Origin of the sequence: Ramlibacter sp. MMS24-I3-19 (assembly GCF_050320135.1) — a bacterium.
Lineage (GTDB): Bacteria > Pseudomonadota > Gammaproteobacteria > Burkholderiales > Burkholderiaceae_C > Ramlibacter.
The window spans coordinates 414,658-434,717 of record NZ_CP190017.1; the positions used below are offsets into that span (position 1 = coordinate 414,658).

At 69.3% G+C, this 20,060-nt stretch carries 14 protein-coding genes and 1 pseudogene; 5 read left to right on the top strand and 10 right to left on the bottom strand.

Annotated features, from left to right (window positions below; all coding sequences use genetic code 11):
• The first annotated feature begins 118 nt into the window (after nt 1-118).
• From ACPWT1_RS02085 to ACPWT1_RS02100, 4 genes are all read left to right on the top strand, one after another.
• Nucleotides 119-1,030, top strand: coding sequence for a Bug family tripartite tricarboxylate transporter substrate binding protein (locus ACPWT1_RS02085; RefSeq protein ID WP_427915630.1), 912 nt, complete (start codon nt 119-121; stop codon nt 1,028-1,030).
• 34 nt (nt 1,031-1,064) lie between these two features.
• Nucleotides 1,065-2,267, top strand: a complete 1,203-nt coding sequence (locus ACPWT1_RS02090; RefSeq protein ID WP_427913774.1) for a CaiB/BaiF CoA transferase family protein — start codon at nt 1,065-1,067, stop codon at nt 2,265-2,267.
• Complete coding sequence (locus tag ACPWT1_RS02095; protein WP_427913775.1) at nt 2,264-3,097, top strand: citryl-CoA lyase; 834 nt, start codon at nt 2,264-2,266, stop codon at nt 3,095-3,097. Before ACPWT1_RS02090 ends, ACPWT1_RS02095 begins: the two co-directional genes overlap by 4 nt.
• A 402-nt stretch (nt 3,098-3,499) precedes the next feature.
• The gene (locus ACPWT1_RS02100) at nt 3,500-3,730 is read left to right on the top strand and encodes a hypothetical protein (RefSeq protein WP_427913776.1); all 231 of its coding nucleotides are present in this window, start codon (nt 3,500-3,502) and stop codon (nt 3,728-3,730) included.
• A gap of 29 nt (nt 3,731-3,759) precedes the next feature.
• Here ACPWT1_RS02100 and ACPWT1_RS02105 read toward each other — a convergent pair whose 3' ends face one another.
• The 7 genes and pseudogenes from ACPWT1_RS02105 to ACPWT1_RS02135 all read right to left on the bottom strand — a co-directional run bounded on the left by ACPWT1_RS02105 (nt 3,760) and on the right by ACPWT1_RS02135 (nt 9,567).
• The gene (locus ACPWT1_RS02105; protein ID WP_427913777.1) at nt 3,760-5,004 is read right to left on the bottom strand and encodes an FAD-dependent oxidoreductase; all 1,245 of its coding nucleotides are present in this window, start codon (nt 5,002-5,004) and stop codon (nt 3,760-3,762) included.
• Nucleotides 5,005-5,055: 51 nt separating this feature from the next.
• Nucleotides 5,056-5,793, bottom strand: coding sequence for a lysophospholipid acyltransferase family protein (locus tag ACPWT1_RS02110; protein WP_427913778.1), 738 nt, complete (start codon nt 5,791-5,793; stop codon nt 5,056-5,058).
• Nucleotides 5,790-7,094: a dihydroorotase gene (locus ACPWT1_RS02115; RefSeq protein ID WP_427913779.1), complete on the bottom strand. Its 1,305-nt coding sequence runs from the start codon at nt 7,092-7,094 to the stop codon at nt 5,790-5,792. Before ACPWT1_RS02115 ends, ACPWT1_RS02110 begins: the two co-directional genes overlap by 4 nt.
• A 3-nt stretch (nt 7,095-7,097) precedes the next feature.
• Nucleotides 7,098-8,060 carry an aspartate carbamoyltransferase catalytic subunit gene (locus ACPWT1_RS02120; RefSeq protein ID WP_427913780.1) on the bottom strand — a complete coding sequence of 321 codons (963 nt, stop codon included), beginning with the start codon at nt 8,058-8,060 and terminating at the stop codon, nt 7,098-7,100.
• Nucleotides 8,060-8,554 carry a bifunctional pyr operon transcriptional regulator/uracil phosphoribosyltransferase PyrR gene (pyrR, locus tag ACPWT1_RS02125; RefSeq protein WP_427913781.1) on the bottom strand — a complete coding sequence of 165 codons (495 nt, stop codon included), beginning with the start codon at nt 8,552-8,554 and terminating at the stop codon, nt 8,060-8,062. Before pyrR ends, ACPWT1_RS02120 begins: the two co-directional genes overlap by 1 nt.
• Entirely contained in the window at nt 8,547-8,972 is a 426-nt protein-coding gene (gene ruvX / locus ACPWT1_RS02130) for a Holliday junction resolvase RuvX (protein ID WP_427913782.1), read from the bottom strand. Before ruvX ends, pyrR begins: the two co-directional genes overlap by 8 nt.
• Nucleotides 8,969-9,567: pseudogene (locus ACPWT1_RS02135) on the bottom strand (YqgE/AlgH family protein). Before ACPWT1_RS02135 ends, ruvX begins: the two are co-directional and overlap by 4 nt.
• Before the next feature lie 21 nt (nt 9,568-9,588).
• On the opposite strand from ACPWT1_RS02135, the gene ACPWT1_RS02140 reads away from it, so the two are divergent.
• On the top strand, nt 9,589-11,091 hold the full coding sequence (locus ACPWT1_RS02140) for a cryptochrome/photolyase family protein (protein WP_427913783.1): 1,503 nt from the start codon (nt 9,589-9,591) through the stop codon (nt 11,089-11,091).
• A gap of 19 nt (nt 11,092-11,110) precedes the next feature.
• On the opposite strand, the gene ACPWT1_RS02145 is transcribed toward ACPWT1_RS02140, so the two are convergent.
• The 3 genes from ACPWT1_RS02145 to ACPWT1_RS02155 all read right to left on the bottom strand — a co-directional run bounded on the left by ACPWT1_RS02145 (nt 11,111) and on the right by ACPWT1_RS02155 (nt 20,040).
• Nucleotides 11,111-17,131 carry an Hpt domain-containing protein gene (locus ACPWT1_RS02145; RefSeq protein ID WP_427913784.1) on the bottom strand — a complete coding sequence of 2,007 codons (6,021 nt, stop codon included), beginning with the start codon at nt 17,129-17,131 and terminating at the stop codon, nt 11,111-11,113.
• 79 nt (nt 17,132-17,210) lie between these two features.
• A complete protein-coding gene (locus ACPWT1_RS02150) occupies nt 17,211-19,469 on the bottom strand; it encodes a methyl-accepting chemotaxis protein (RefSeq protein WP_427913785.1) in 2,259 nt (752 codons plus the stop codon).
• 25 nt (nt 19,470-19,494) lie between these two features.
• Nucleotides 19,495-20,040 (bottom strand): chemotaxis protein CheW, encoded by a 546-nt coding sequence (locus ACPWT1_RS02155; protein WP_427913786.1) that lies wholly within the window; start codon nt 20,038-20,040, stop codon nt 19,495-19,497.
• Between the last annotated feature and the right edge of the window lie 20 nt (nt 20,041-20,060).

A 20,060-nucleotide genomic window follows, 5' to 3' on the forward strand; every position in this document is an offset into this window, starting at 1 on the left:
CCGAATGCGCTGTTCCATCCCTTCGCCGCTTTCCCCTGGAGACGCTCCCGTGCCCCGATTCCACCGACGCGCCCTGCTGGCCATTGTTGCTGGCTGCATCGCCACACCGCTGGCCGGCATGGCCCAGACCGGCTATGCCAGCCAGCCCATCAAGCTGATCGTGCCGTTCCCGCCCGCTGGCGGCACCGATCTCGTCGGCCGCCTCATCGCCGAGAAGGTGCAGTCGGACACCGGATGGACTTTCGTCATCGACAACCGCGCGGGCGCAGGCGGCAACATCGGCATGGATGCCGTGGCCAAGAGCAAGGCCGACGGCTACACGCTCGGCATGGGCCAGACGGCCAACCTCGCGATCAATCCGGCTCTCTATCCGAAGATGCCGTATGACGCTTCCAGGGACTTCGTCCCGGTGGCAGTCGTTGCGAGCCAACCCGTCGTCCTGGTCGTGCGGGCGGACGCTCCCTACAGGACGCTCGCGGACCTCGTTGCCGCAGCCAAGGCAAAGCCAGGGCAGCTCACGCTCGCCTCCGCGGGCAATGGCACCGTCGGCCATCTCACGGGGGAGATGTTCGCGAAGCAAGCCGGCTACCAGCACGTGCATGTCCCCTACAAGGGCGCCGGCCCGGCTGCAACGGACCTGCTCGGCGGCCAGGTGACCTACTACTTCGCAACGCCCCAGGCCGTCGTCTCCTTCGTCAAGGCCGGCAAGCTGCGTGCGCTGGCGGTGAGTTCCGGCAAGCGCCTGCCGATCTTCCCGGACACGCCCACGATTGCGGAGTCCGGCTACAAGGGCTTCGAGACCAGTGACTGGAAGATGCTGGTCGCGCCCGCCGGCACCCCTGCGGAGATCGTGACTCGCCTGAACGCCGAAGTGCAGAAGGCGCTCGCGAAGCCCGAGACGGTCTCCAGGCTCCTCGCCGAAGGCAGCCTGCCCGGCAGCGGTTCGCCGCAGCAGGCGGCGCAACTGCTGAAGTCCGAGCAGCAGCGGTGGGCCGGCGTCGTCCGCGAGTCCCACGTCAAGGTCGATTGAACGTGGAACGTGGCATTCCATCGGGGGCACGTCCATGGCACTGAAACCACTCGCGGGCATCCGTGTGCTCGACCTCACGAACGTTCTGGCGGGGCCGTTCTGCTGCCACCAGCTGGCGCACATGGGCGGCGACGTGGTCAAGGTGGAGGCGCGCGAGGGCGGCGACCTGGCGCGCCAGCTGGGTGCCGACCCGGACCTCAATCGGGCCCACATGGGCGTGTCCTTCCTCGCCCAGAACCCGGGCAAGCGCTCCCTCACGCTGAACCTGAAATCCGACAGCGGCAAGGAGGTGTTCCGCCGCCTCGTGCGCACCGCGCACGTGGTGGTCGAGAACTTCCGGCCCGGCGTGATGGACCGGCTCGGGGTCGGTTTCCAGGCGCTGCGGACCGAGAACCCGTCGCTCGTCTACTGCGCGATCTCGGGGTTCGGCCAGGACGGCCCGTTGCGCGACCTGCCGGCCTATGACCAGATCATCCAGGGCATGTCGGGGGTGATGAGCATCACGGGCGACGCGGAGTCCGCACCCTTGCGTGTCGGCCATCCCGTGGCCGACACCATCGGCGGCATGACCGCTGCGTTCGCCGTCGCCGCGGCCCTCGCGAACCGGCAGCGCAGCGAAGCGATGTTCATCGACGTGTCGATGCTGGAAGCGACGATGGCCACCATGGGCTGGGCCGTGTCGAACTACCTGGTGGCGGGGCGCGAGCCGCAGCCGATGGGCAACGACAACGTGACGGCCAGTCCGTCCGGGACGTTCCGCACACGCGATGGCCTGATCAACATCGCCGCCAACAAGCAGGAACAGTTCGAAGCGGTCTGCCGCGTGGTGGGCCGCCCGGACTGGACCACGCATCCGAAGTTCGCGGACCGCCATGGACGGCTGCAGCATCGGACGGAGCTGAAGGCCATGCTCGAGGAAGCGCTGGCGGCCCGGTCGACGCAGGAGTGGTGGCAGGCGCTAAACGAGGCGGGCGTGCCGGCCGGTCCCGTCTACAGCGTGGCGCAGGCCCTGCAGCACCCGCAGGTCGCCGATCGCGGCATGCTCGCGACCTACCCCGATGTCCCGGGCGTGGGGCGTGACGTGCGCATCGTGCGCACCGGTTTCAAGCTCAATGGACAAGCGCCGGAGGTGGCCTCGCCGCCTCCGCGGCTGGGCGAACACACCGATGCCCTGCTCGAGGAGCTGGGCTACGACCGCGCTGCCATCGCGGCGCTGAAACAGGAGAAGGCCGTATGAACTCCGGAAACCAGGAGAGCGTCGAGCAGGGCGTGCGCGATTGGTGGCGCACCTCCATCATCGACATGTCGCCGGGAGTGATCCGGTATCGGGGCTACCCCATCGAGCAACTGATTGGCCGCGTGAGCCTGCCACACATGATCTGGCTGATGACGCGCGGCGAACTCCCGAGCGCCCAGCAGGCGTTCCTTCTCGATGCGGCGCTGATGGCCGCGGTGGACCACGGGCCGCAGGCGCCGAGCATCGCGATCGCGCGCATGGCCAGCACGTGCGGCGTGGGCCTTAACAACGCGATGGCATCCGCGGTGAACGTGCTCGGGGATGTCCATGGCGGCGCCGGAGAGCAGGCGGTGGAACTGTATGAGTCCATCGCGGCCCGGCTCGATCGCGGCGAGGCCATGGATGCCGCCGTGCAGGCCGGCCTCGACGAGGCGATCGCCGCACACGGCAAGTTCGTGTCGGGCTTTGGCCATCGGTTCCATCCGGTGGATCCACGCGCGCCCCGGCTGCTCGAACTCGTCGACGAGGCTGCCGCAACCGGCGGCATCAGCGGACGCTTTGCCCGCATTGCCCGCGCGGTGGAAGCCGAACTCGCGGCGCGCAAGGGCGGCAAGCGCATCCCGATGAACATCGATGGCGCCACCGCCGTGATCTACGCGGAGCTCGGCTTTCCGGCGCCGCTGGCGCGCGGCCTGTTCTGCCTCTCGCGATCAGTCGGCATCCTGGCGCACGCCTGGGAACAGTCCCAGCAAGGCGGGCGCAACAAGGGACCGATCCCGCGCCAGTACATCTGGACCTACGACGGGCCGCCGGAAAGGCCTGTTCCCTAGCAGGGGTTCGTCCGCATCGCCGTGGTGCAGGCGCGTCATCGATGGCGCGTTCTTGTCATTCATGCACGGCACCGCGACCGGAACCGTGTGCAATTCCAGCATCGACGTGAGGGGCGATGCGACGGCACACGAAGCTGCGCGAGGCCTTCGCCGCCGCTTGCCATGCACACGCGTGCAACGCGCACGTCCGTCACGTTTTCATCGCATCCTGACCGGTCGCCACCTGCCCGTCAGGGTTGCCAGCCCATGCGGTGGTGTCCTACAGACACCCCTTTCCACGCGGATAACCTGTGCTTGCGCCACACACAAGCAGCCGCAGCGAACACGACGTCTCACCGACTGTCATCACGCTGCAAAGAGCTGTCCTCACCATGGCGCATCGCATGTGCGAAAGAGGACACCATGACTTCCGGCGACTACCGCATCGAGAGCAGCCATCCCATCGCCAGTCTTCTGCTGCCGACGTCGGGCGAGCAGCAATACTTCGTCCGCGACCGCGCGCTTGCCGTGACGGTGGCCGCGAAAAGCACGACCCTGCCGACCGGGCAGGAGATCCGCGTCGTGCACGTGCCCACCGGCGAAGTCGTGTTCCGAAAGCGCAGCGTCCGCCGCCCGGAGCAGCCCGACGAGTGACGTGATTGGCAGCGCGGCTGCCCGTCCGCTCAGGCGAGGTCCGCAGGTGCCGTGCGCACCCGCTCGGGCCGCACCCCGATCCCCACCAGGCGCGCCGGCAGGCGCTGCAGCAGCGGCAACCGCTGCAGCAACGTGACCGGCAGCGGCACTCGCGCAGGCGCCCCCGTACGGGCAAGCACGGGCGAGAGCATTTCGTTCTGCACCGCCACCTGCGCACGCTGCGTCACGCGCGTGGGCCAGTCGCGGCGCCGCTGCACCGCCGCGAGATCGTCCATCGTCAGGCGCCGCTCGCGCAGCGGCGCGGCCAGCAGGTTCGACGCAGCCACCGCGTCCTGGATGGCCAGGTTGATGCCCACGCCGCCGACGGGCGACATGGCGTGCGCGGCATCACCGATGCACAGCAGGCCCTGGCGGTACCAGCGCGGCAGGCGGTTGATCTGCACCTCCAGCAGCTTGACCTGGTCCCAGCTCTCGAGCACGTGCACCGAATCGCCGAGGAATCCGGCCACGTGCGCGACCTTGCGCCGGAACGCCTCGATCCCCTGCTGCTGGATGCGGTCGAGCGAGCCCTTCGGGATCACGTACGCACATTGCCAATAGCTGTCGCGATTCAGCGTGACCAGCATCGCCCCGGGACGCAGCGTGCCACCGGTGCGGGAAGGATCGCGCGCCGCATCGCGCGGCAGCCGGAACCACAGCACGTCGATCGGCGCGCCCACGTCCTCGGGCTGCAGCCCCGCGCTGCCGCGGATCGTGGTGTGCCGGCCGTCGGCGCCGACGACCAGGTCGCAGCGGACGACGAACTGGCGGCCGCCCTCCTCCACGCGCATGCCGGCCACCGCGCCGTTCTCCTCCACGATGCCGACCGCCTGGGCACCCATGCGCAGCTCGAAGCCGGGATAACGGCGGCCCTGCCCCGCGATGAAATCGAGGAAGTCCCACTGCGGAATCAACACCAGGAAATTGCCGGGCGGCGGGAGGTGGCTGAAATCGGCGAGGGTCACCTGCTCGCCGTACACGTCGCCGCGCAGCTCGGTCACGCGCTGGTGCGGCAATTGCAGGAACTGCTCGAGCAAGCCGAGGTCCTGCAGGACCGTGAGGGTCGACGGGTGGATGGTGTCGCCGCGGAAGTCGCGCAGGAAGTCCGCGTGCTTCTCCAGCACCAGGACCCGCACGCCTGCGCGCGCGAGCAGGTAGCCGAGCATGAGGCCGGCCGGCCCGCCGCCCGCGATGCAGCACTGTGTGGTCAGCTCGGGCGTGTCTGGCGGGGCCATGCGCCATCGTAACGAGCCGGGCACCGGACAGAGGCTTCCGAATCGGACGACTCAGCCGGAGCGCAGCGCCTGCACGGCCTCGCGCAGCTCGGCAGCCCAGGCACGCCGGTCGCGCCCCTCGGGCCGCTGCGCATCGCCAAAGCAGACGACCGCCGTGATGGCGGGGCCGCTGAGCGTGCGCCACAACGAGCTCACGAGCGTGTCGTCGCCGATGTAGCACGGCGAGAGGCTGCGCGCGCCCGTCGCCGTGTCGACGAACTGCAGCGCCACGGGCAGCGCGGGCGCGTTGGCGGACAGCGCAGCCTGGATCAGGTTGGCGTGGAACGGCAGCAGGTCGATGCCGTCGCTGGTCGTGCCTTCCGGGAACACGGCGAGCACGTCACCGGCCTGCAGACTGGCCGCCATCTGGTGCACGACCCGCAAGGCGTCGCGCCGCGAAGCGCGCTCGATGTAGAGCGTGCCGGCGCCGGTCGCAAGGGTGCCGATCAGCGGCCAGTGGCGCACTTCCGACTTCGACACGAAGCGGCAGTAGCGCGCGGCATGCAGCACCAGGATGTCGAGCCAGGAAATGTGGTTGGACACAAGCAGCATGGGCCCCTGTGCCGGCGGTTGGCCACGCACCTCGAGACCGATGCCCAGCACGCGAAGCATCCCGCGCGCCCAGGCCTGCACATGCGCCTGGCGCTCCTGCGCGTCGCTGCGGGGGAAGACGAAGAGGATGGTGGAGAGGCCCACCAGCGCATGCACCAGCGCGCGCAACAGCCGCCAGCCGGCGCGCAGCGCCCTCATGCGCTGCCGAGCTGGCTCCAGGCGACCTGGCCGGCCACCAGCGTGCAGCGCACGCTGCCCGGCAGCTCGTAGCCGGAGAACGGCGTGTGCTTGCCCTGGCTGCGCAGCGCGCCGGGCTCGACGGTCCAGTGGGCCTGCGGGTCGAACACGCACAGGTCGGCCGCCGCGCCTTCCACCAGCTGCCCGCAGCTGGCCTGCAACGTGCCGAGCGCCGGACCCAGCACCCGGGCAGGCTCGCTGGTGAGCACGGCCAGCGCGCGCGTGAGTCCCACGCCACTGTCCTGCCCCCACTTCAGGGCGAGCGACAGCAGCAGCTCCAGGCCGGTGGCGCCAGGCTCCGCCTCGGCGAACGGCAGTGTCTTGGCGTCCTCGTCGACGGGCGTATGGTCGGACACCAGCGCATCGATGGTGCCGTCGGCCAGTGCCTCGCGCAGCGCATCGCGATCGCGTTGCTGGCGCAGCGGCGGCACCAACCGCATGCGGCTGTCGAAGTAGCCGATGTCGTGGTCGATCAGGTGCAGCGAGTTGATGCTCACGTCGCAGGTGACGGCCAGCCCCAGTGCCTTGGCGTTGCGCACCAGGTCGACGCCAGCGGCGCTGCTGATGCGGCACAGGTGGACGCGTGCGCCGGTCGCCTTCGTCAGTTCGAAGATGGTGTGCAGCGCAATGGTTTCGGCGGCGACGGGAATGCCCGAGAGACCCAGGCGCGTGGCGAGCGGGCCGCTGGCGGCCACGCCCTTGCCCAGGTGCAGCTCCTGCGGGCGCAGCCACACGGTGTAGCCGTAGGTGGCCGCGTACTGCAGCGCGCGCTGCAGGACTTGCGTGTTGGCCAGACTGACCTCGGCCTGGCTGAAGCCGACGCAGCCGGCTTCGGTGAGCTCCGCCATCTCGGTCAGCACCTCGCCCGCCAGGCTGCGCGTGAGGGCGCCGAGCGGGAACACGCGCGCCTGGTGCAGCTTCTCGGCACGCACCTTCAGCATCTCGACCAGGTCCGGCTCGTCGAGCACGGGATCGGTATCGGGCGGGCAGACCACGCTGGTGACGCCGCCGGCGACGGCCGCCGCCATCTCCGACTCCAGCATGCCCTCGTGTTCGTGGCCCGGTTCGCGCAGCCGCACCGCCAGGTCCACGAGGCCAGGCGCGACGACGCAGTTGCGCGCGTCGATCACGCGGGTGGGCGCGAAGCCCTCCGGCGCGCCGCCGATACCGACGATGCGGCCGGCTGCGATCGCCACGTCGGCTATCTCGTCGCGGTTGGAGGCCGGGTCGATGACGCGGCCGTTCTTGATCAGGATCTTCATGCCCTATGCCTCGTTGCCCGCGACGATGCTCATGACCGCCATCCGCACCGCGATGCCGAAGGTGACCTGCGGCAGGATCACGCTCTGCTTGCCGTCGACCACCGCCGAGTCGATCTCGACGCCGCGGTTGATCGGGCCCGGGTGCATCACGATCGCATCGGGCTTGGCCAGCTGCAGTTTCTCCGGCGTGAGGCCGAAGCTCTTGAAGAACTCCTGCGACGAGGGCAGCAGGGCGCCGCTCATGCGCTCGTTCTGCAGCCGCAGCATGATGATCACGTCGCAGCCGCGGATGCCCTCCTCCAGCGTGTGGCACACGCGCACGCCCATCTGCGCCATGTCGCCGGGCACCAGCGTCTTGGGACCGACCACGCGCACCTCAGCGCAGCCGAGCGTGGTGAGCGCGTGGATGTCCGACCGCGCCACGCGCGAATGCAGCACGTCGCCGACGATCGCCACCGTGAGGTTGGCGAAGTCCTTCTTGTAGTGGCGGATCGTGTACATGTCGAGCAGCCCCTGCGTGGGGTGCGCGTGGCGGCCGTCGCCGGCGTTGATCACGTGCACGTGCGGTGCCACGTGCTGCGCGATCAGGTACGGCGCGCCGGACTCGCTGTGCCGCACGACGAACATGTCGGCCGCCATCGCCGAGAGGTTGGCGATGGTGTCCAGCAGCGACTCGCCCTTGCTGGCCGACGAGCGCGCGATGTCCAGGTTGATCACGTCGGCCGAGAGGCGCGTTGCCGCGATCTCGAAGGTGGTGCGGGTGCGCGTGCTGTTCTCGAAGAACAAGTTGAACACGCTCTTGCCGCGCAGCAGCGGCACCTTCTTGACCTCGCGATCGCTCACGCCGACGAAGCGGCTGGCGGTGTCGAGGATGTGCGTGACGATGTCGCGTGGCAGGCCTTCCACCGACAACAGGTGGATCAGCTCGCCGTGCTTGTTCAACTGCGGATTGCGCTTGGAGAGCATCAGGCCACCTTGAAGGCGAAGCGCCCGTCGCTGCCGCGGGCGAGCTCGAGGGTCTGCGAAGCGGGGAGCGTGACGCGCGCCGCGGCGAAGTCGGCCTGCACGGGCAGCTCGCGGCCACCGCGGTCGACCAGCACCGCCAGCTGCACGCTGGCAGGACGGCCGTAGTCGAACAGTTCGTTCAGCACCGCGCGGATGGTGCGCCCGGTGTACAGCACGTCGTCCAGCAGCACGATGTGCGCGCCGTCGACATCGAACGGCAGCTCGGTCTGTGCGCTGCTGACCGAGAGGCCGCGCTGCGCGAAGTCGTCGCGGTGCATCGACGACGAGATGACGCCCGCCTGGCCGGGCAGGCCGAGATCGGCGTGCAGGCGCTGCGCCAACCACGCACCGCCGCTGGTGATGCCCACCAGCCGGCCCTCGGCTCCGCGCAAGGCGGGCACGCCGCGCGCGAGCTCGCGGTACAGCGCTTCGGCGTCCAGCCGCAATTCAGACATCGGAAAGGCTCCTCAAGAACTGCTCCAGGATGATGCAGGCTGCCGCCGCATCGGCATCGGCGGCGCCGCCGGCCAGCGCCTCGGTCGTGCTGTAACGCTCGTCGACCTCGTACACCGGCAGCTTCACGCGCGCGGCCAACTGGCGGCCGAAGCGGCGAGCGCGGGCCGTATTGTCGTGGCTCGCGCCATCGGGGTGGAACGGCACGCCGACCACCAGCGCGTCGGGCTGCCATTGCTTCACGCGCTCGGCGGCGGCGCTGAGCCGTGCCTCGGTCGCCTCGGCGCGGATCGTGGCTTGCGGCGTTGCAGTGCCGAGCAGCCGGTTGCCCACTGCGACGCCGGTGCGCTTGGCCCCGAAGTCGAAAGCGAGGAAGGTGGCGAAGTGGCGGGGAACGTCGGGCCGCGCCGCCGGGGTCATGCGTGTCCGGCGGTGGGCGACAGCATCCAGGCCTGCAGGCCCAGGAGCGACAGCGCCTTGTCATAGCGCTGCTCGACCGGCGTGTCGAAGATGACGGAAGGATCGGCGTCCACGGTGAGCCAGCTGTTCTCGGCGATCTCCGATTCCAGCTGGCCCTCGCCCCACGCCGAGTAGCCCAGCGAGACCAGCACCTTGCGCGGCCGGCGCCGGTGGCCATTGCCTCCAGCACGTCCTTGGAGGTGGTCATCTCCAGGCCGCCGGGAATGGTCATGGTCGAGGCGTAGACCGGCTCCTCGGGCTTGGACTCGGCGGCATGCACGGCCTCGTGCAGCACGAAGCCACGTTCGGTCTGCACCGGGCCACCGTGGAACACCGGTGTGCTGGCGAGGTCGGCACGCTCGAGCGGCAGGTCGACCTTCTCGAACAGGCTCTTGAGGTTGATATCGCTCGGCTTGTTGATGACGAGGCCGAGGGCGCCGCGGGCGCTGTGCTCGCACAGGTAGATCACGCTGCGTGCGAAGGAGGCATCTTCCAGCCCGGGCATCGCGATCAGGAAATGATGCGTCAGATTGATGGTCGAGGCATCGGCGGGCATGATCGAATTTTAGTCCTCAACATGGAAAAGCCGTATCCCGCCGGCCTGTGCTGGCTCCGCCGCGACCTGCGCGCGCGGGACAACGCTGCGCTGTACCACGCGCTGCGCAGCTGCCGGCAGGTGCACTGCGTTTTCGTCTTCGATACCGCCATCCTCGACGGGCTGCCTCGGCAGGATCGCCGCGTGGAGTTCATCCGCGAGTCGCTTGTGCAACTGGACCAGGCGCTGCGCGAGCTCGGCGGCGATCCGGCCTGCGGGCTCATCGTCGTGCATGGCGTTGCGGTCGACGTGCTCCCCGCCGTGGCGGGACAGCTGGGCGTTCATGCCGTCTTCGCGAACCACGACGATGAGCCGGCAGCACTGGCCCGCGACGCTGCGGTGCGCAATGCGCTGGCCGATGTGGGCATCGCGCTCCACGACAGCAAGGACCAGGCGGTGTTCGAACGCGACGAGCTGCTGACGCAGGCAGGCCGGCCTTACGCGGTGTTCACGCCGTACAAGAACGCCTGGCTCGCCAAGATCGACCGCTTCTATCTCGGCAGTTATCCGGTGGAGCGTCATGCCGAGGCGCTGGCGCCGCGACCCGAGGAATTCCGCCGTGAAGTCCCGGCACTGTCGGAAATCGGGTTCGACAAGACGAACCTGTCGCGGCTGCCGATTCCCCTGGGCCTGGAGGGCGGCCGCCGATTGCTAAGCGACTTCCTGCTTCGCATGGACCGCTACCGCGACACGCGCGACTTTCCGGCCCTCGACGGCTCGAGTGGCCTGAGCGTGCATCTGCGCTTCGGGACCATCTCCATCCGCGAACTCGCGCGCGAAGCGCATGCCCGCATGCAGGCCGGCAGCGAAGGCGCCGCGACGTGGCTGAGCGAGTTGGTCTGGCGAGACTTCTACTTCCAGGTGCTCGCCAACTTCCCGCACGTGTCCGACGCAGCCGGCGATGGCCACAGCTTCCGGCGCGAGTACGACGCCATCCAGTGGCAGCGCGGTGCTCGCGGGCAGGCGCTGTTCCAGGCCTGGTGCGAGGGACGCACCGGGTATCCGCTGGTGGATGCCGCGATGGCGCAGTTGAACCGGACTGGCTTCATGCACAACCGGCTGCGCATGGTGACCGCCAGCTTCCTGTGCAAGGACCTGGGCGTCGACTGGCGCTGGGGCGAGCGGTACTTCGCGCGCCAACTCAATGACTATGACCTGGCGGCCAACAACGGCGGCTGGCAGTGGGCCGCGTCCTCCGGTTGCGACGCGCAGCCCTGGTTCCGCATCTTCAATCCGGTCACGCAGAGCCGGAAGTTCGACCCCGACGGCCGCTTCATCCTGCGCTACCTGCCGCAGCTTGCGGGCTTGCCGCCGCAGGCGCTGCACGCGCCGTGGACCGCGCGACCGGCAGACCTTCAAGCCGCAGGCCTGGTGCTGGGCCGCGACTACCCGTCGCCGGTGGTTGATCACGAGACGGCTCGCCAGGAGACGCTGCGCCGTTACGCGGTCGTGAAAAAGGCGGCGCCCTTGCGGGACGCCGCCTGATCAAGGAGAAGCGGGCGAATCAGGCTGCCGGCGTGGGGGCGATGCAATAGTGCTTCACCAGGCTGAGCAGCTCCTCTTCGGAGTAGGGCTTGCCCAGGTAGTGGTTGACGCCCAGTTCGCGTGCATGCTCGCGGTGCTTCTCGGCGATGCGCGAGGTGATCATCACGATCGGCAGCGAGGCCCAGCGTGCGTCGGCGCGGATGTTGCGCGCCAGGTCGAAGCCGTCCATGCGCGGCATCTCGATGTCCGACAGCACGACCGCCGGCCTTTCCTCGGCCAGCCGCTCCAGCGCCTGCAAGCCGTCGGCCGCCAGCGCGACGCGATAGCCCTCGCGCTGCAGCAGGCGCTGCGTGACGCGACGCACGGTGATGGAGTCGTCGACCACCAGCACCAGCGGAACCTGGGGCACCGCCGGCGCTTGCGCGATCACCACGGCCTTGCCGCCAGCGGCTTCCAGCACCTCGGGCTGCGCGTTGTCGGCGCTGAGCAGGCGGGCCTGCTCGCCGTACACGGCTGACAGCGCCACCGGGTTGTAGATCAGGACCACGGCGCCGGATGCCAGCACCGTCATGCCGGCCAGGCCAGGCAGGCGCGCCAGTTGCGGACCCAGGTTCTTCACCACCACTTCCTGGTTGCCCAGGATTTCGTCGACGTGCACCGCCACGCGCTGGGCGGCGCTGCGGAACACCACGATCGGCAAGGTCTTGCCCTGCGGCTCGGTGCTGCGCGGCGAGGCCTGCAGCAGCGCGCCGGACCAGAAGAACGCGATCTGCTCGCCGCCGAAGTCGAGTGTGCCCGTGTTGTAGGCCTGCTGGACTTCCTTGGCGGGCGCGCGGCGCACGGTCTCGACCAGGTTGGCGGGAACGCCGATGGCGAGGCTGCCGGTACGGACCATCACGACCTGCGTCACCGCGGTGGTGAGGGGCAGGACCAGCTTGAAGCTGGTGCCGCGACCGGCCTGCGTGCTGGTCTCGATGCGGCCGCCGAGCGCATTGACTTCGGAGCGCACCACGTCCATGCCGATGCCGCGTCCCGCAAGTTCGGTGACCTGCGTCGCGGTCGAGAACCCGGGCATGAAGATCAGGTTGGCCGCGTCGGCGTCGGTCAGCGGCTGGTCGGCCGAGACCATGCCCTGCTGGATCGCCTTCTCGCGGATGCGGGCGAGGTTCAGGCCCGCGCCGTCGTCGCGGAATTCGACCGAGACGTCGTTGCCTTCCTGCGCGAGGTTGATCAGGATCGTGCCGGTGGCGTCCTTGCCGGCCGCCGTACGCGAGCCAGGCTCCTCGACGCCGTGTGCGACGCAGTTGCGCAGCAGGTGCTCGAAGGCGGGCGTCATGCGGTCCAGCACGCCGCGGTCCATCTCGATGGAGCCACCGGTGATGTCCAGCTTGACCTGCTTGCCGGTTTCCTTGGACGCGAGGCGCACCACGCGATAGAGGCGGTCGGCGATGGCTTCGAATTCGACCATGCGCGTGCGCAGCAGGTCACGCTGCAGCTCGCGCGTCTGGCGCGCCTGCGCGATCAGGTCGTCTTCGGTGGCTTCCACCGCGCGCTGCAGGTTGCGCTGCACGGTGGCCACGTCGTTCACCGACTCGGCCATCATGCGCGTCAGTTCCTGCACGCGGGTGAAGCGGTCGAACTCCAGCGGATCGAAGCCGACCGCCGTGTCCTTGGCCTGCGCCAGGCGCGATTGCATCTGCGACTCGGCCTGCACCTCGATGTCGCGCAGCTGCGTGCGCAGGCGGTCCAGGTTGCCGGTGAGGTCCGTGAGCGAGCCACGCAGCGTGCGCAGCTCGTTCTCCAGCCGCGAGCGGGTGATCATCACCTCGCCGGCCTGGTTCATCAGGCGATCCAGCAGTTGCGAGCGCACGCGCACGGCCTGGCCGGATGCGCGCGGCACGATGGGCTGGTGCATGGCCGTCGGCACCACCAGCGTCGAACGCGGCACCGGCGCCGGAGTGGGCTGGGCGATCTCGGCCGCCGGCGCTTGGGCCTGGACGGTCGGAGCGGGCATCGGCGCAGCGATCGGGGCGGCCGTCGCAGCCGGCGCTGCGGCCAGCGGCTCGGGCACGAACTCGGGTTGCGGCGCGTTGGCGGCATCGCGCAGCTTGTCGAAGCGCGTCTGCATCTGGTCGAAGTGATGGACCAGCGGCTCGATGTGCGAGGCATCGCTGTCGGCCGAGATGTGCTCCGCAGCGGATTCCATGCGGTGGGCCAGCTCGCCCAGGCGCAGCGCGCCGGCGAGACGGGCACTGCCCTTCAGCGTGTGCAGCACGCGCAGCACCTGGTCGCGTCCGCTGCGATCGCCGCCCGACCACACGCGAAGTGCGGTTCCCAGTTGCGGCATCAGTTCGACCGCCTCTTCCTCGAAGATCGGGAACAGGTCGGGATCGATCGCATCGGCGACGTCGAGGTCGTCGTCATCGCGGTCGTCACCACTCACGGTGAGCGTGGGCTGCGCCTTGGGCAGAGCGGCGAAGTCGACGACGCGTGTCGCGCTGGGCGCGCCCACATGCACCGGCGCAACCGGTGCGGCGGACGCTCGCGCGGGCGGGGGCGCTTGGACGCGTGCAGTTGGCGCTTGCGGCTGCGGTTGCGGCTCGTCGTCGAGCTCGCCCGGCCCCGAGTCGCTCAGGTCGGCGCGCGAAGGCAGCTTGATCGAAGCCAAGGCCTGCAGTTCGCGCACGGTGTCGGAATCAGGTTCCTTCAGGAAGCCGGCAGCGAACTGGTGCAGCAGCCGGCGGATGTCCTCGGCCGCATGCACGAAGGCCTTGCCGTGCTGAGGCGTGCCATAGGCCAGCGTCTGCTGGTGCTGCAGCGCGCCTTCGAGTGCGCGTGCGATCTCCGAGAGGGCGTGGAAACCGACCGTCGCGGAACTTCCCGCCAGCGCGTGCGCGAGGCCGACCGCCGAATCGGGCATCGGCCGGTTCAGCTCGAGCGCCCACTCGGCCACCTCGGTGGCCAGGCGGCGGGACCACTCGTCGGCCTCGTTGAGATAGACGTTGTACAGCGGGATGCCGATGCGCAGGCCGCCGATCACCTTGACCTGTTCGTCGGCGCCGCTGGCCGGTTCCATGGCAGGCACTGGGGCGGCCACATGGGCGACGGGCGCGGGAGCAGGTGCCTGGACCGGCGCAGCGACAGGAGCCTCCGTCGGCTGCGACAGCGCGGCCAGGCTGCCGAAATCGATATCGGAGAGTTCGGGCGGCAGCACCGGCGTCGCGGCGGGCTTGGCTGGCGCAGTGCCGAACTCCAGGTCGAAATCGAAGTCGGCCGGCAGCTCGGTGACCACGGGCTCGGCCACCACGTCGAACACGGGGGCTGGCGGCTGGTCCACGGCGGCCGGCTCGGGCTGCAGCACGAGATCCACCACGGGGTCGGCGGGTGCCGACAGGGCCGCGTCGAGCTGCGCCATCTCGATGCTGGATGGCTGGAAATCCGCTACTTCGGCCAGGGGCGCGAGGGGAGCGTCGGGCGCGGCGAGGTCCGGCAGGTCAAAAGCGAAATCGGCCGCGGACGCCGGGGCCGGCTCGGCCAGCACCTGCAGCGGCGCGGGGGTGGCCGCGGGGAATGGATCTGCCGTGACCGGCGCGAGGTCGAGGGACGGCAACTCCGTTGCCGGCAGCTCGAGGCTCGGCTCGGGGACTGCAGCGGCGACCGGTGCGGTGGCAGCGCTGCCCTTCGGCAGCACCAGGGAAAGCAGGCGGCCTTCGACGCGCAGCGCATCCGCCGGGCCGCGGAACATGGCAGCCTTCCATTCGACACCGGTCTGGCCGGCGACGTCTTCGATCCAGCGGCCGAAGCCACGCAGGGCTTCGGCGGCCAGCGTCCGCAGCGGCTCGCTGGCGGGCTTCTGGTCGGCCAGCCAGGTGTTGAGCACCTGCTCCATGGCCCAGCCGGCTTCGCCGAACTCGTTGAGCCCGACCATCCGCGAGCTGCCCTTGAGGGTGTGGAACGCACGGCGCAGCGTGGTGAGCTCACCGACGTCCGACGGCGCGGTGACGAGCGCCTCGATGGCGGCCAGGCCATTGCCGACGACCTCCCGCGCTTCCTCGATGAAGATGTCGAGCAGTTCGGCGTCGACCTCCTCGATCACCACCGGTGCCGATGCCGGCACGGGCGGCGCAGTCGGCGCGGGCGCGGGCGCGGCCGGCGGCTGCATGGCGGCGATGGCGGCCTTGACGACGCCGGCCGAGAGCTTGACCGTCGGGTCGCCCTTGCTGTACTTGTCGCTGGTCGGCGAGATTTCCTCATCGACAGCGCCCGGCTTCGACACAGCCGGCGCCTCGCCGATGCGTCCCATCAGCGGACGCAGCTCGCCCGACTGCTCGTCGTAGACGAACAGCTTCTTGGCCAGCGTCGGCTGGTAATTGAGCATGTCGATGAGGAAGCCCAGGGCACCGAGGTTGTTGCCCAGCTTTTCGAACGTGCCGGCCGCGCGCGCCTTGTCTTCCTCGCCCTCGGCGACCAGGATCTGCTCCAGCGTCTCGCGCATCCGCGCGACAGCCTGCGTGGCATGGTCCAGGCCCAGCACCGACAGCACGCCGCGCATCTGCAGCAGGTGGGTTGGCGCGTTCTGCAGCGGCGCCTTGTCCTGCGGATTGCGGAAGAAGGCGTCGAGCACCTTCTCCAGTTCACTCAGCGTGCCGCGCAGCTCGCCCACCACGCTGCCCATGGTCTGGCGGTCGCTGACACGACGGTACAACTCCTCCATCCAGGGTTCGAGAGCCTGTGCCTGCCCGCCCTGGCGCACCTGGTCCAGCCGTTCCGCCAGGCGCGCGGTGCGCAGCGGCAGCTGCACGTCGGTGGGATCGAGATCCTGGAACGCGGCCTCCAGGTACAGCACCGCTGTCGCGACTTCCATCGCAATCTCGGTGCGCGGGGGCTGCCCGCTGCGCACGACGGCGTCGACCGCCGCACTGAGGCTCTTGGCCAGCGGCGCGCTGGGTGGATGCAGCTTGGTGAGCGAATCGCTGATGCCGTGGAACTGCTCGGCGACGGGCTTGAGCTTGGCGGCATCGCCACCCGACAGCGCGGACCAGGTTTCCTTGGCCGCGTTGATGCGCTTGCGAGCCTGCGTGAGCAACACCGGATCGAAACGGCCGAACTGCGCCTTCGCGTAATCGACGGCCTTGAAGCGGTCCAGCCCGTAGGCGGCACGTGCGGCGAGCAGCGCCGGCGCGTCGGCACCCTGAGGCGGAACAGCCTGGGCGCAGAAGAACAGCAGGTCCTGTGCGAGCCGGTCGGACACACCCAAATCACCCTTGGCCAACGTGGCGTACTGCATCAGCACGCGCGAAGCCGCACGCTTGACGTACACGTCTGCCGGCAGCAGCCCGAGCGCCAGCGCTTCGAAGTAGGCGGCGGCGAGCTTCCAGAACACCTTGGGCTGGCGAGGCTCCTGGGCGGCGGCCAAGCCGTGGCAGCACCTGGCCAGATCGCGTGCGGCAGCAGCGTCGGCCGACTTGACGATGCGCAGCACCGCCTGGTCCATGCGCGAGCGCAGGCTGGCTTCATAGGCCAGCGGCTCGGATGCAGGCGTCTCGGCGTCGAGCCAGCGCCAGTCGAAATCCCACAGGTCGGCGGGATGGTTACGCTCGCCGCCCGCGAGTTCCTGCACGTCCTTGTACTGCGGGAACAAGGCGACGGGCGACAGGCCCTTGCCGTGCAGCACGGCCTCGAGGAATTCGGTCAGCGCGAAGCCCGCACGCTCGACCTTGGCCGCGGCGGCTTCGCTGCACAGCTCGGGTCGCTCCACGAACTTCTGCACGGCCGATTCCATCGCGCGCAGGATCTGCGCTGGCGCGCCCAGGCCCACCATCTCGAGGGCACCGACTGCCTGGTGCAGTTGCTGACGTGCGATGCGCAGCTGGCCGGTGTCGACCGAAGCCATGTCGGAGCCGCGGGCCTGCCCGGCGTCGCGGACGAAGCGGCGCAGCGCGCCGGAGGCGGATTCGAGCGACTTGCGCAGTTCATCCAGCACCCAGGCCAACGGCCCGAGGTCGTTGGTGGCCAAGTGGATGTCGCTTGCTGCTTCCATGTTGCTACGGCTCAAAGTCAGATGACTGCGCTGCGTTCAGGTGCCGCGGGCGATTCGTGTCGTCCCACGCGGCTCCCGGTCACGCGATCTTGAATCGCGCCACCGACTGGCGCAGTTCCTCGGCCATGCGGGACAGTTCGCGCACCTGCTGGGCCGTGGACCGCGTGCCTTCACCGGTCTGCTCGGTCACCGCGAAGATGTGCTGGATGTTGCCGGCCACGACGTTGGCCGATTCGGCTTCCTTGGATGCCGACGACGAGATCTGTTCGATCAGCTCGGCGAGGCGTCGCGACACCTGGTCGATCTCGGTCAGCGCCGTGCCGGCGTTGTCGGACAGCTTGGCTCCCTCGACCACACCCTGCGTGGAGCGCTCCATGGCGGCCACGGCATCCTGCGTGTCGGTCTGAATGGTCTTCACCAGCGCCGAGATCTGGCGCGTGGCGTCGGCGGAGCGCTCCGCGAGGCGCTGCACTTCTTCCGCCACCACCGAGAAGCCGCGGCCGGCTTCGCCGGCGGACGCTGCCTGGATGGCCGCGTTCAGGGCCAGCACGTTGGTCTGTTCGGTGATGTCGGAAATCAGCTCGGTGATTTCGCCGATCTCCTGCGACGACTCGCCCAGCCGCTTGATCCGCTTGGAGGTTTCCTGGATCTGGTCGCGGATGGAGTTCATGCCGCCGATGGCGTTCTGCACGGCGGCGAGGCCCGACTCGGCAGCCTGCAGCGACTGGCGCGCAACCTTGGCCGATTCCTGCGCCTGTCCGGACACCTGGTTGATTCGCGACGCCATGTCGAGCACCGACTGGCCGGTCTCGCGGATCTCGCGCAGCTGCTCGGTCGACGCGGCCAGCAGCTCGGTGGAGGTCGACTCCACCTGCGCCGTCGTCTGCGCCACCTTCGTAGCCGTGTTCTGCACGTTGCCCACCAGCTGGCGCAGTTCTTCCACCGTGTAGTTCACCGAGTCGGCGATGGCGCCCGTGATGTCCTCGGTCACCGTGGCTTCCTGCGTCAGGTCGCCCTCGGCCACCGTCTGCAGTTCGTTCATCAGGCGAAGAATGGCGGCCTGGTTGGCGTCGTTGACGCGCTTGGCTTCCTGCTCCTGGCGCTCGGCCTCGTGCCGCTGCGCTTCGGCGAGTTCCTGGCGCTTGCGGCTGTCCTGCAGCTGCACATAAGCAAGGCCCACGGAACAGGCGATGGCGAACAGCGCGGCGAGCACCAGCGCGACCAGGGCACCGAAACCCAGGCCGGTCTGCGAGGACAAGTCGCGCTGCAGGTCTTCCAGCGCCTTACGCATCGGCTCGGAGTCGGCAATGATGCCGGCCTGCGCCTCGCGTGCGGACACCAGGCCCTGCAGGTTGCCAAGAATGGCGCCGGCTTGCGAACGGGTCTCCTCGTACACCTTGAGCAGCGCGTCCAGGCGCTCGCGGATCTGCGGATCCTTGGTGCCGGCCAGGCGCAGCTCGGGGCTGCCTTCCAGCAGGCCCTGCGCAATTTCCTTGAACGAGTTCAGGTCCTTGCCGAGCAGGAACACGGCTTCGGGAGAGAGACCCTCGTTGAGGGTCATGAACTCGTTGGCCGACTTGCCGATCCGCTGGGTCAGCATCACGAGCTGGCCAGCGGCCGAGATCTCGGCCGGCGCGGCGTTCTGCTGCAGCTTGAGCGACGACACCGTCTCGGCGATCTCCAGCAGGTCCGACGACTGGCGGTTGATGGTGCGCAGCGCGGTACCCACCTGGGTCAGGATCTTCTGCTGCGACATCACTGTCTTGGCGTTCTTCTCGGCGCGTTCCATCATCGGGACGACCTTGCCGATGCCGGGCTGGTATTGCGAGGCCACTGCCGCGAGGCGCAGTTCCTCGTCACCGGCCTTCAGGCCGCGCACCGAGCGCGCCAGCACCGCCGAGCTTTCCTTCACGTCCGGGAACGCCTGCGCACTGCCCACCAGCGCCTGTGACACCGACTTGGCGAGGCGCTGCGACTGCGTCAGCGAGTCGCCGGTGGCCTTCACCTGCTGCGCGACCTTGTCGGCCTGCCGCACGGCCAGCACCGCCACCGAGCCCAGCACGCCCAGCGCGACGACCAGCAGTGCGAAGAGGACGCGCTGGTGCGCAACGATGGTGCGGCGCCCGAGCAGCGGGATGGAGACGAGTTCGGCCTGCTGCTGGGGCAGCGGATCGATCGATTCCGGCTCGTCGACGCTGTCCGGCGTGAGGGCCATCAGGCCGCTGCGCTGCGCGTCGATCGTGGTGCCGCCCGCAAGGTCGACCGACCCGAGGCTCAGATCGCCGCTGGACTCCCCATCGGAGGACTTCTTCGAGAACAGGTTCTTCAGGAGGGACATGGATGCAAAGCCTTCCGGGAATGCTTCAAGCGCTGATGCTCAGGAACTGGGGTTGCTGGGAGAGCGCCTGCAGGTTGATCTCCTGCCAGTAGGCGCCGCCGGCATCGGTGAAGCCGCTGCCGAAATACTCGGGCGAGCCGGCCGGCGGCTCGCTGCTGGACGTGAAGGCTTCGGCATTGCGCAGGCCGGTGAGCTTGTCGACCAGCAGGGCGCAGTTCACTTCGAGCGTGGCGCCCAGGGCAACGAGGCGCGCCTCGGCCCGGCCGCTGTCGGCACGACTGCCGTCCGGGCGCGCCGAGGCCGGCCGGTTGCCGACGAAGCCCGCCAGGTCGACGACGCCGTACAGGCCACCGCGCAGGTTGGCCACGCCCAGGAACCAGGGCTGGGTGTACGGCACCGTCTGGGTGCTGGCGAAGGGAAAGATCTCGCCCGACTGGGCAAGGGGGAACAGGTAGCGCGAGCCAGCGCTCTCGACCGCCAGCCACGAGGTCTGCACGCCTTCCGAGCGGGCCGCCTGCAGCCGGTTGGCCAGCCGGGTCTGGAGTTCTCGCAGCGCTTCGCGGTTGGCCATGGGAGGTGCGTGCGCGCTCG

Bases quoted from the DNA above. Each gene is read 5' to 3' on its own strand.
- pyrR (WP_427913781.1), bottom strand. From the start codon at position 8,554: ATGTCTGAATTGCGGCTGGACGCCGAAGCGCTGTACCGCGAGCTCGCG.
- ruvX (WP_427913782.1), bottom strand. From the start codon at position 8,972: ATGACCCCGGCGGCGCGGCCCGACGTTCCCCGCCACTTCGCCACCTTC.
- ACPWT1_RS02105 (WP_427913777.1), bottom strand. From the start codon at position 5,004: ATGGCCCCGCCAGACACGCCCGAGCTGACCACACAGTGCTGCATCGCG.
- ACPWT1_RS02110 (WP_427913778.1), bottom strand. From the start codon at position 5,793: ATGAGGGCGCTGCGCGCCGGCTGGCGGCTGTTGCGCGCGCTGGTGCAT.
- ACPWT1_RS02095 (WP_427913775.1), top strand. From the start codon at position 2,264: ATGAACTCCGGAAACCAGGAGAGCGTCGAGCAGGGCGTGCGCGATTGG.
- ACPWT1_RS02140 (WP_427913783.1), top strand. From the start codon at position 9,589: ATGGAAAAGCCGTATCCCGCCGGCCTGTGCTGGCTCCGCCGCGACCTG.
- ACPWT1_RS02150 (WP_427913785.1), bottom strand. From the start codon at position 19,469: ATGTCCCTCCTGAAGAACCTGTTCTCGAAGAAGTCCTCCGATGGGGAG.
- ACPWT1_RS02090 (WP_427913774.1), top strand. From the start codon at position 1,065: ATGGCACTGAAACCACTCGCGGGCATCCGTGTGCTCGACCTCACGAAC.
- ACPWT1_RS02100 (WP_427913776.1), top strand. From the start codon at position 3,500: ATGACTTCCGGCGACTACCGCATCGAGAGCAGCCATCCCATCGCCAGT.
- ACPWT1_RS02120 (WP_427913780.1), bottom strand. From the start codon at position 8,060: ATGCTCTCCAAGCGCAATCCGCAGTTGAACAAGCACGGCGAGCTGATC.
- ACPWT1_RS02155 (WP_427913786.1), bottom strand. From the start codon at position 20,040: ATGGCCAACCGCGAAGCGCTGCGAGAACTCCAGACCCGGCTGGCCAAC.
- ACPWT1_RS02115 (WP_427913779.1), bottom strand. From the start codon at position 7,094: ATGAAGATCCTGATCAAGAACGGCCGCGTCATCGACCCGGCCTCCAAC.
- ACPWT1_RS02085 (WP_427915630.1), top strand. From the start codon at position 119: ATGGCCCAGACCGGCTATGCCAGCCAGCCCATCAAGCTGATCGTGCCG.
- ACPWT1_RS02145 (WP_427913784.1), bottom strand. From the start codon at position 17,131: ATGGAAGCAGCAAGCGACATCCACTTGGCCACCAACGACCTCGGGCCG.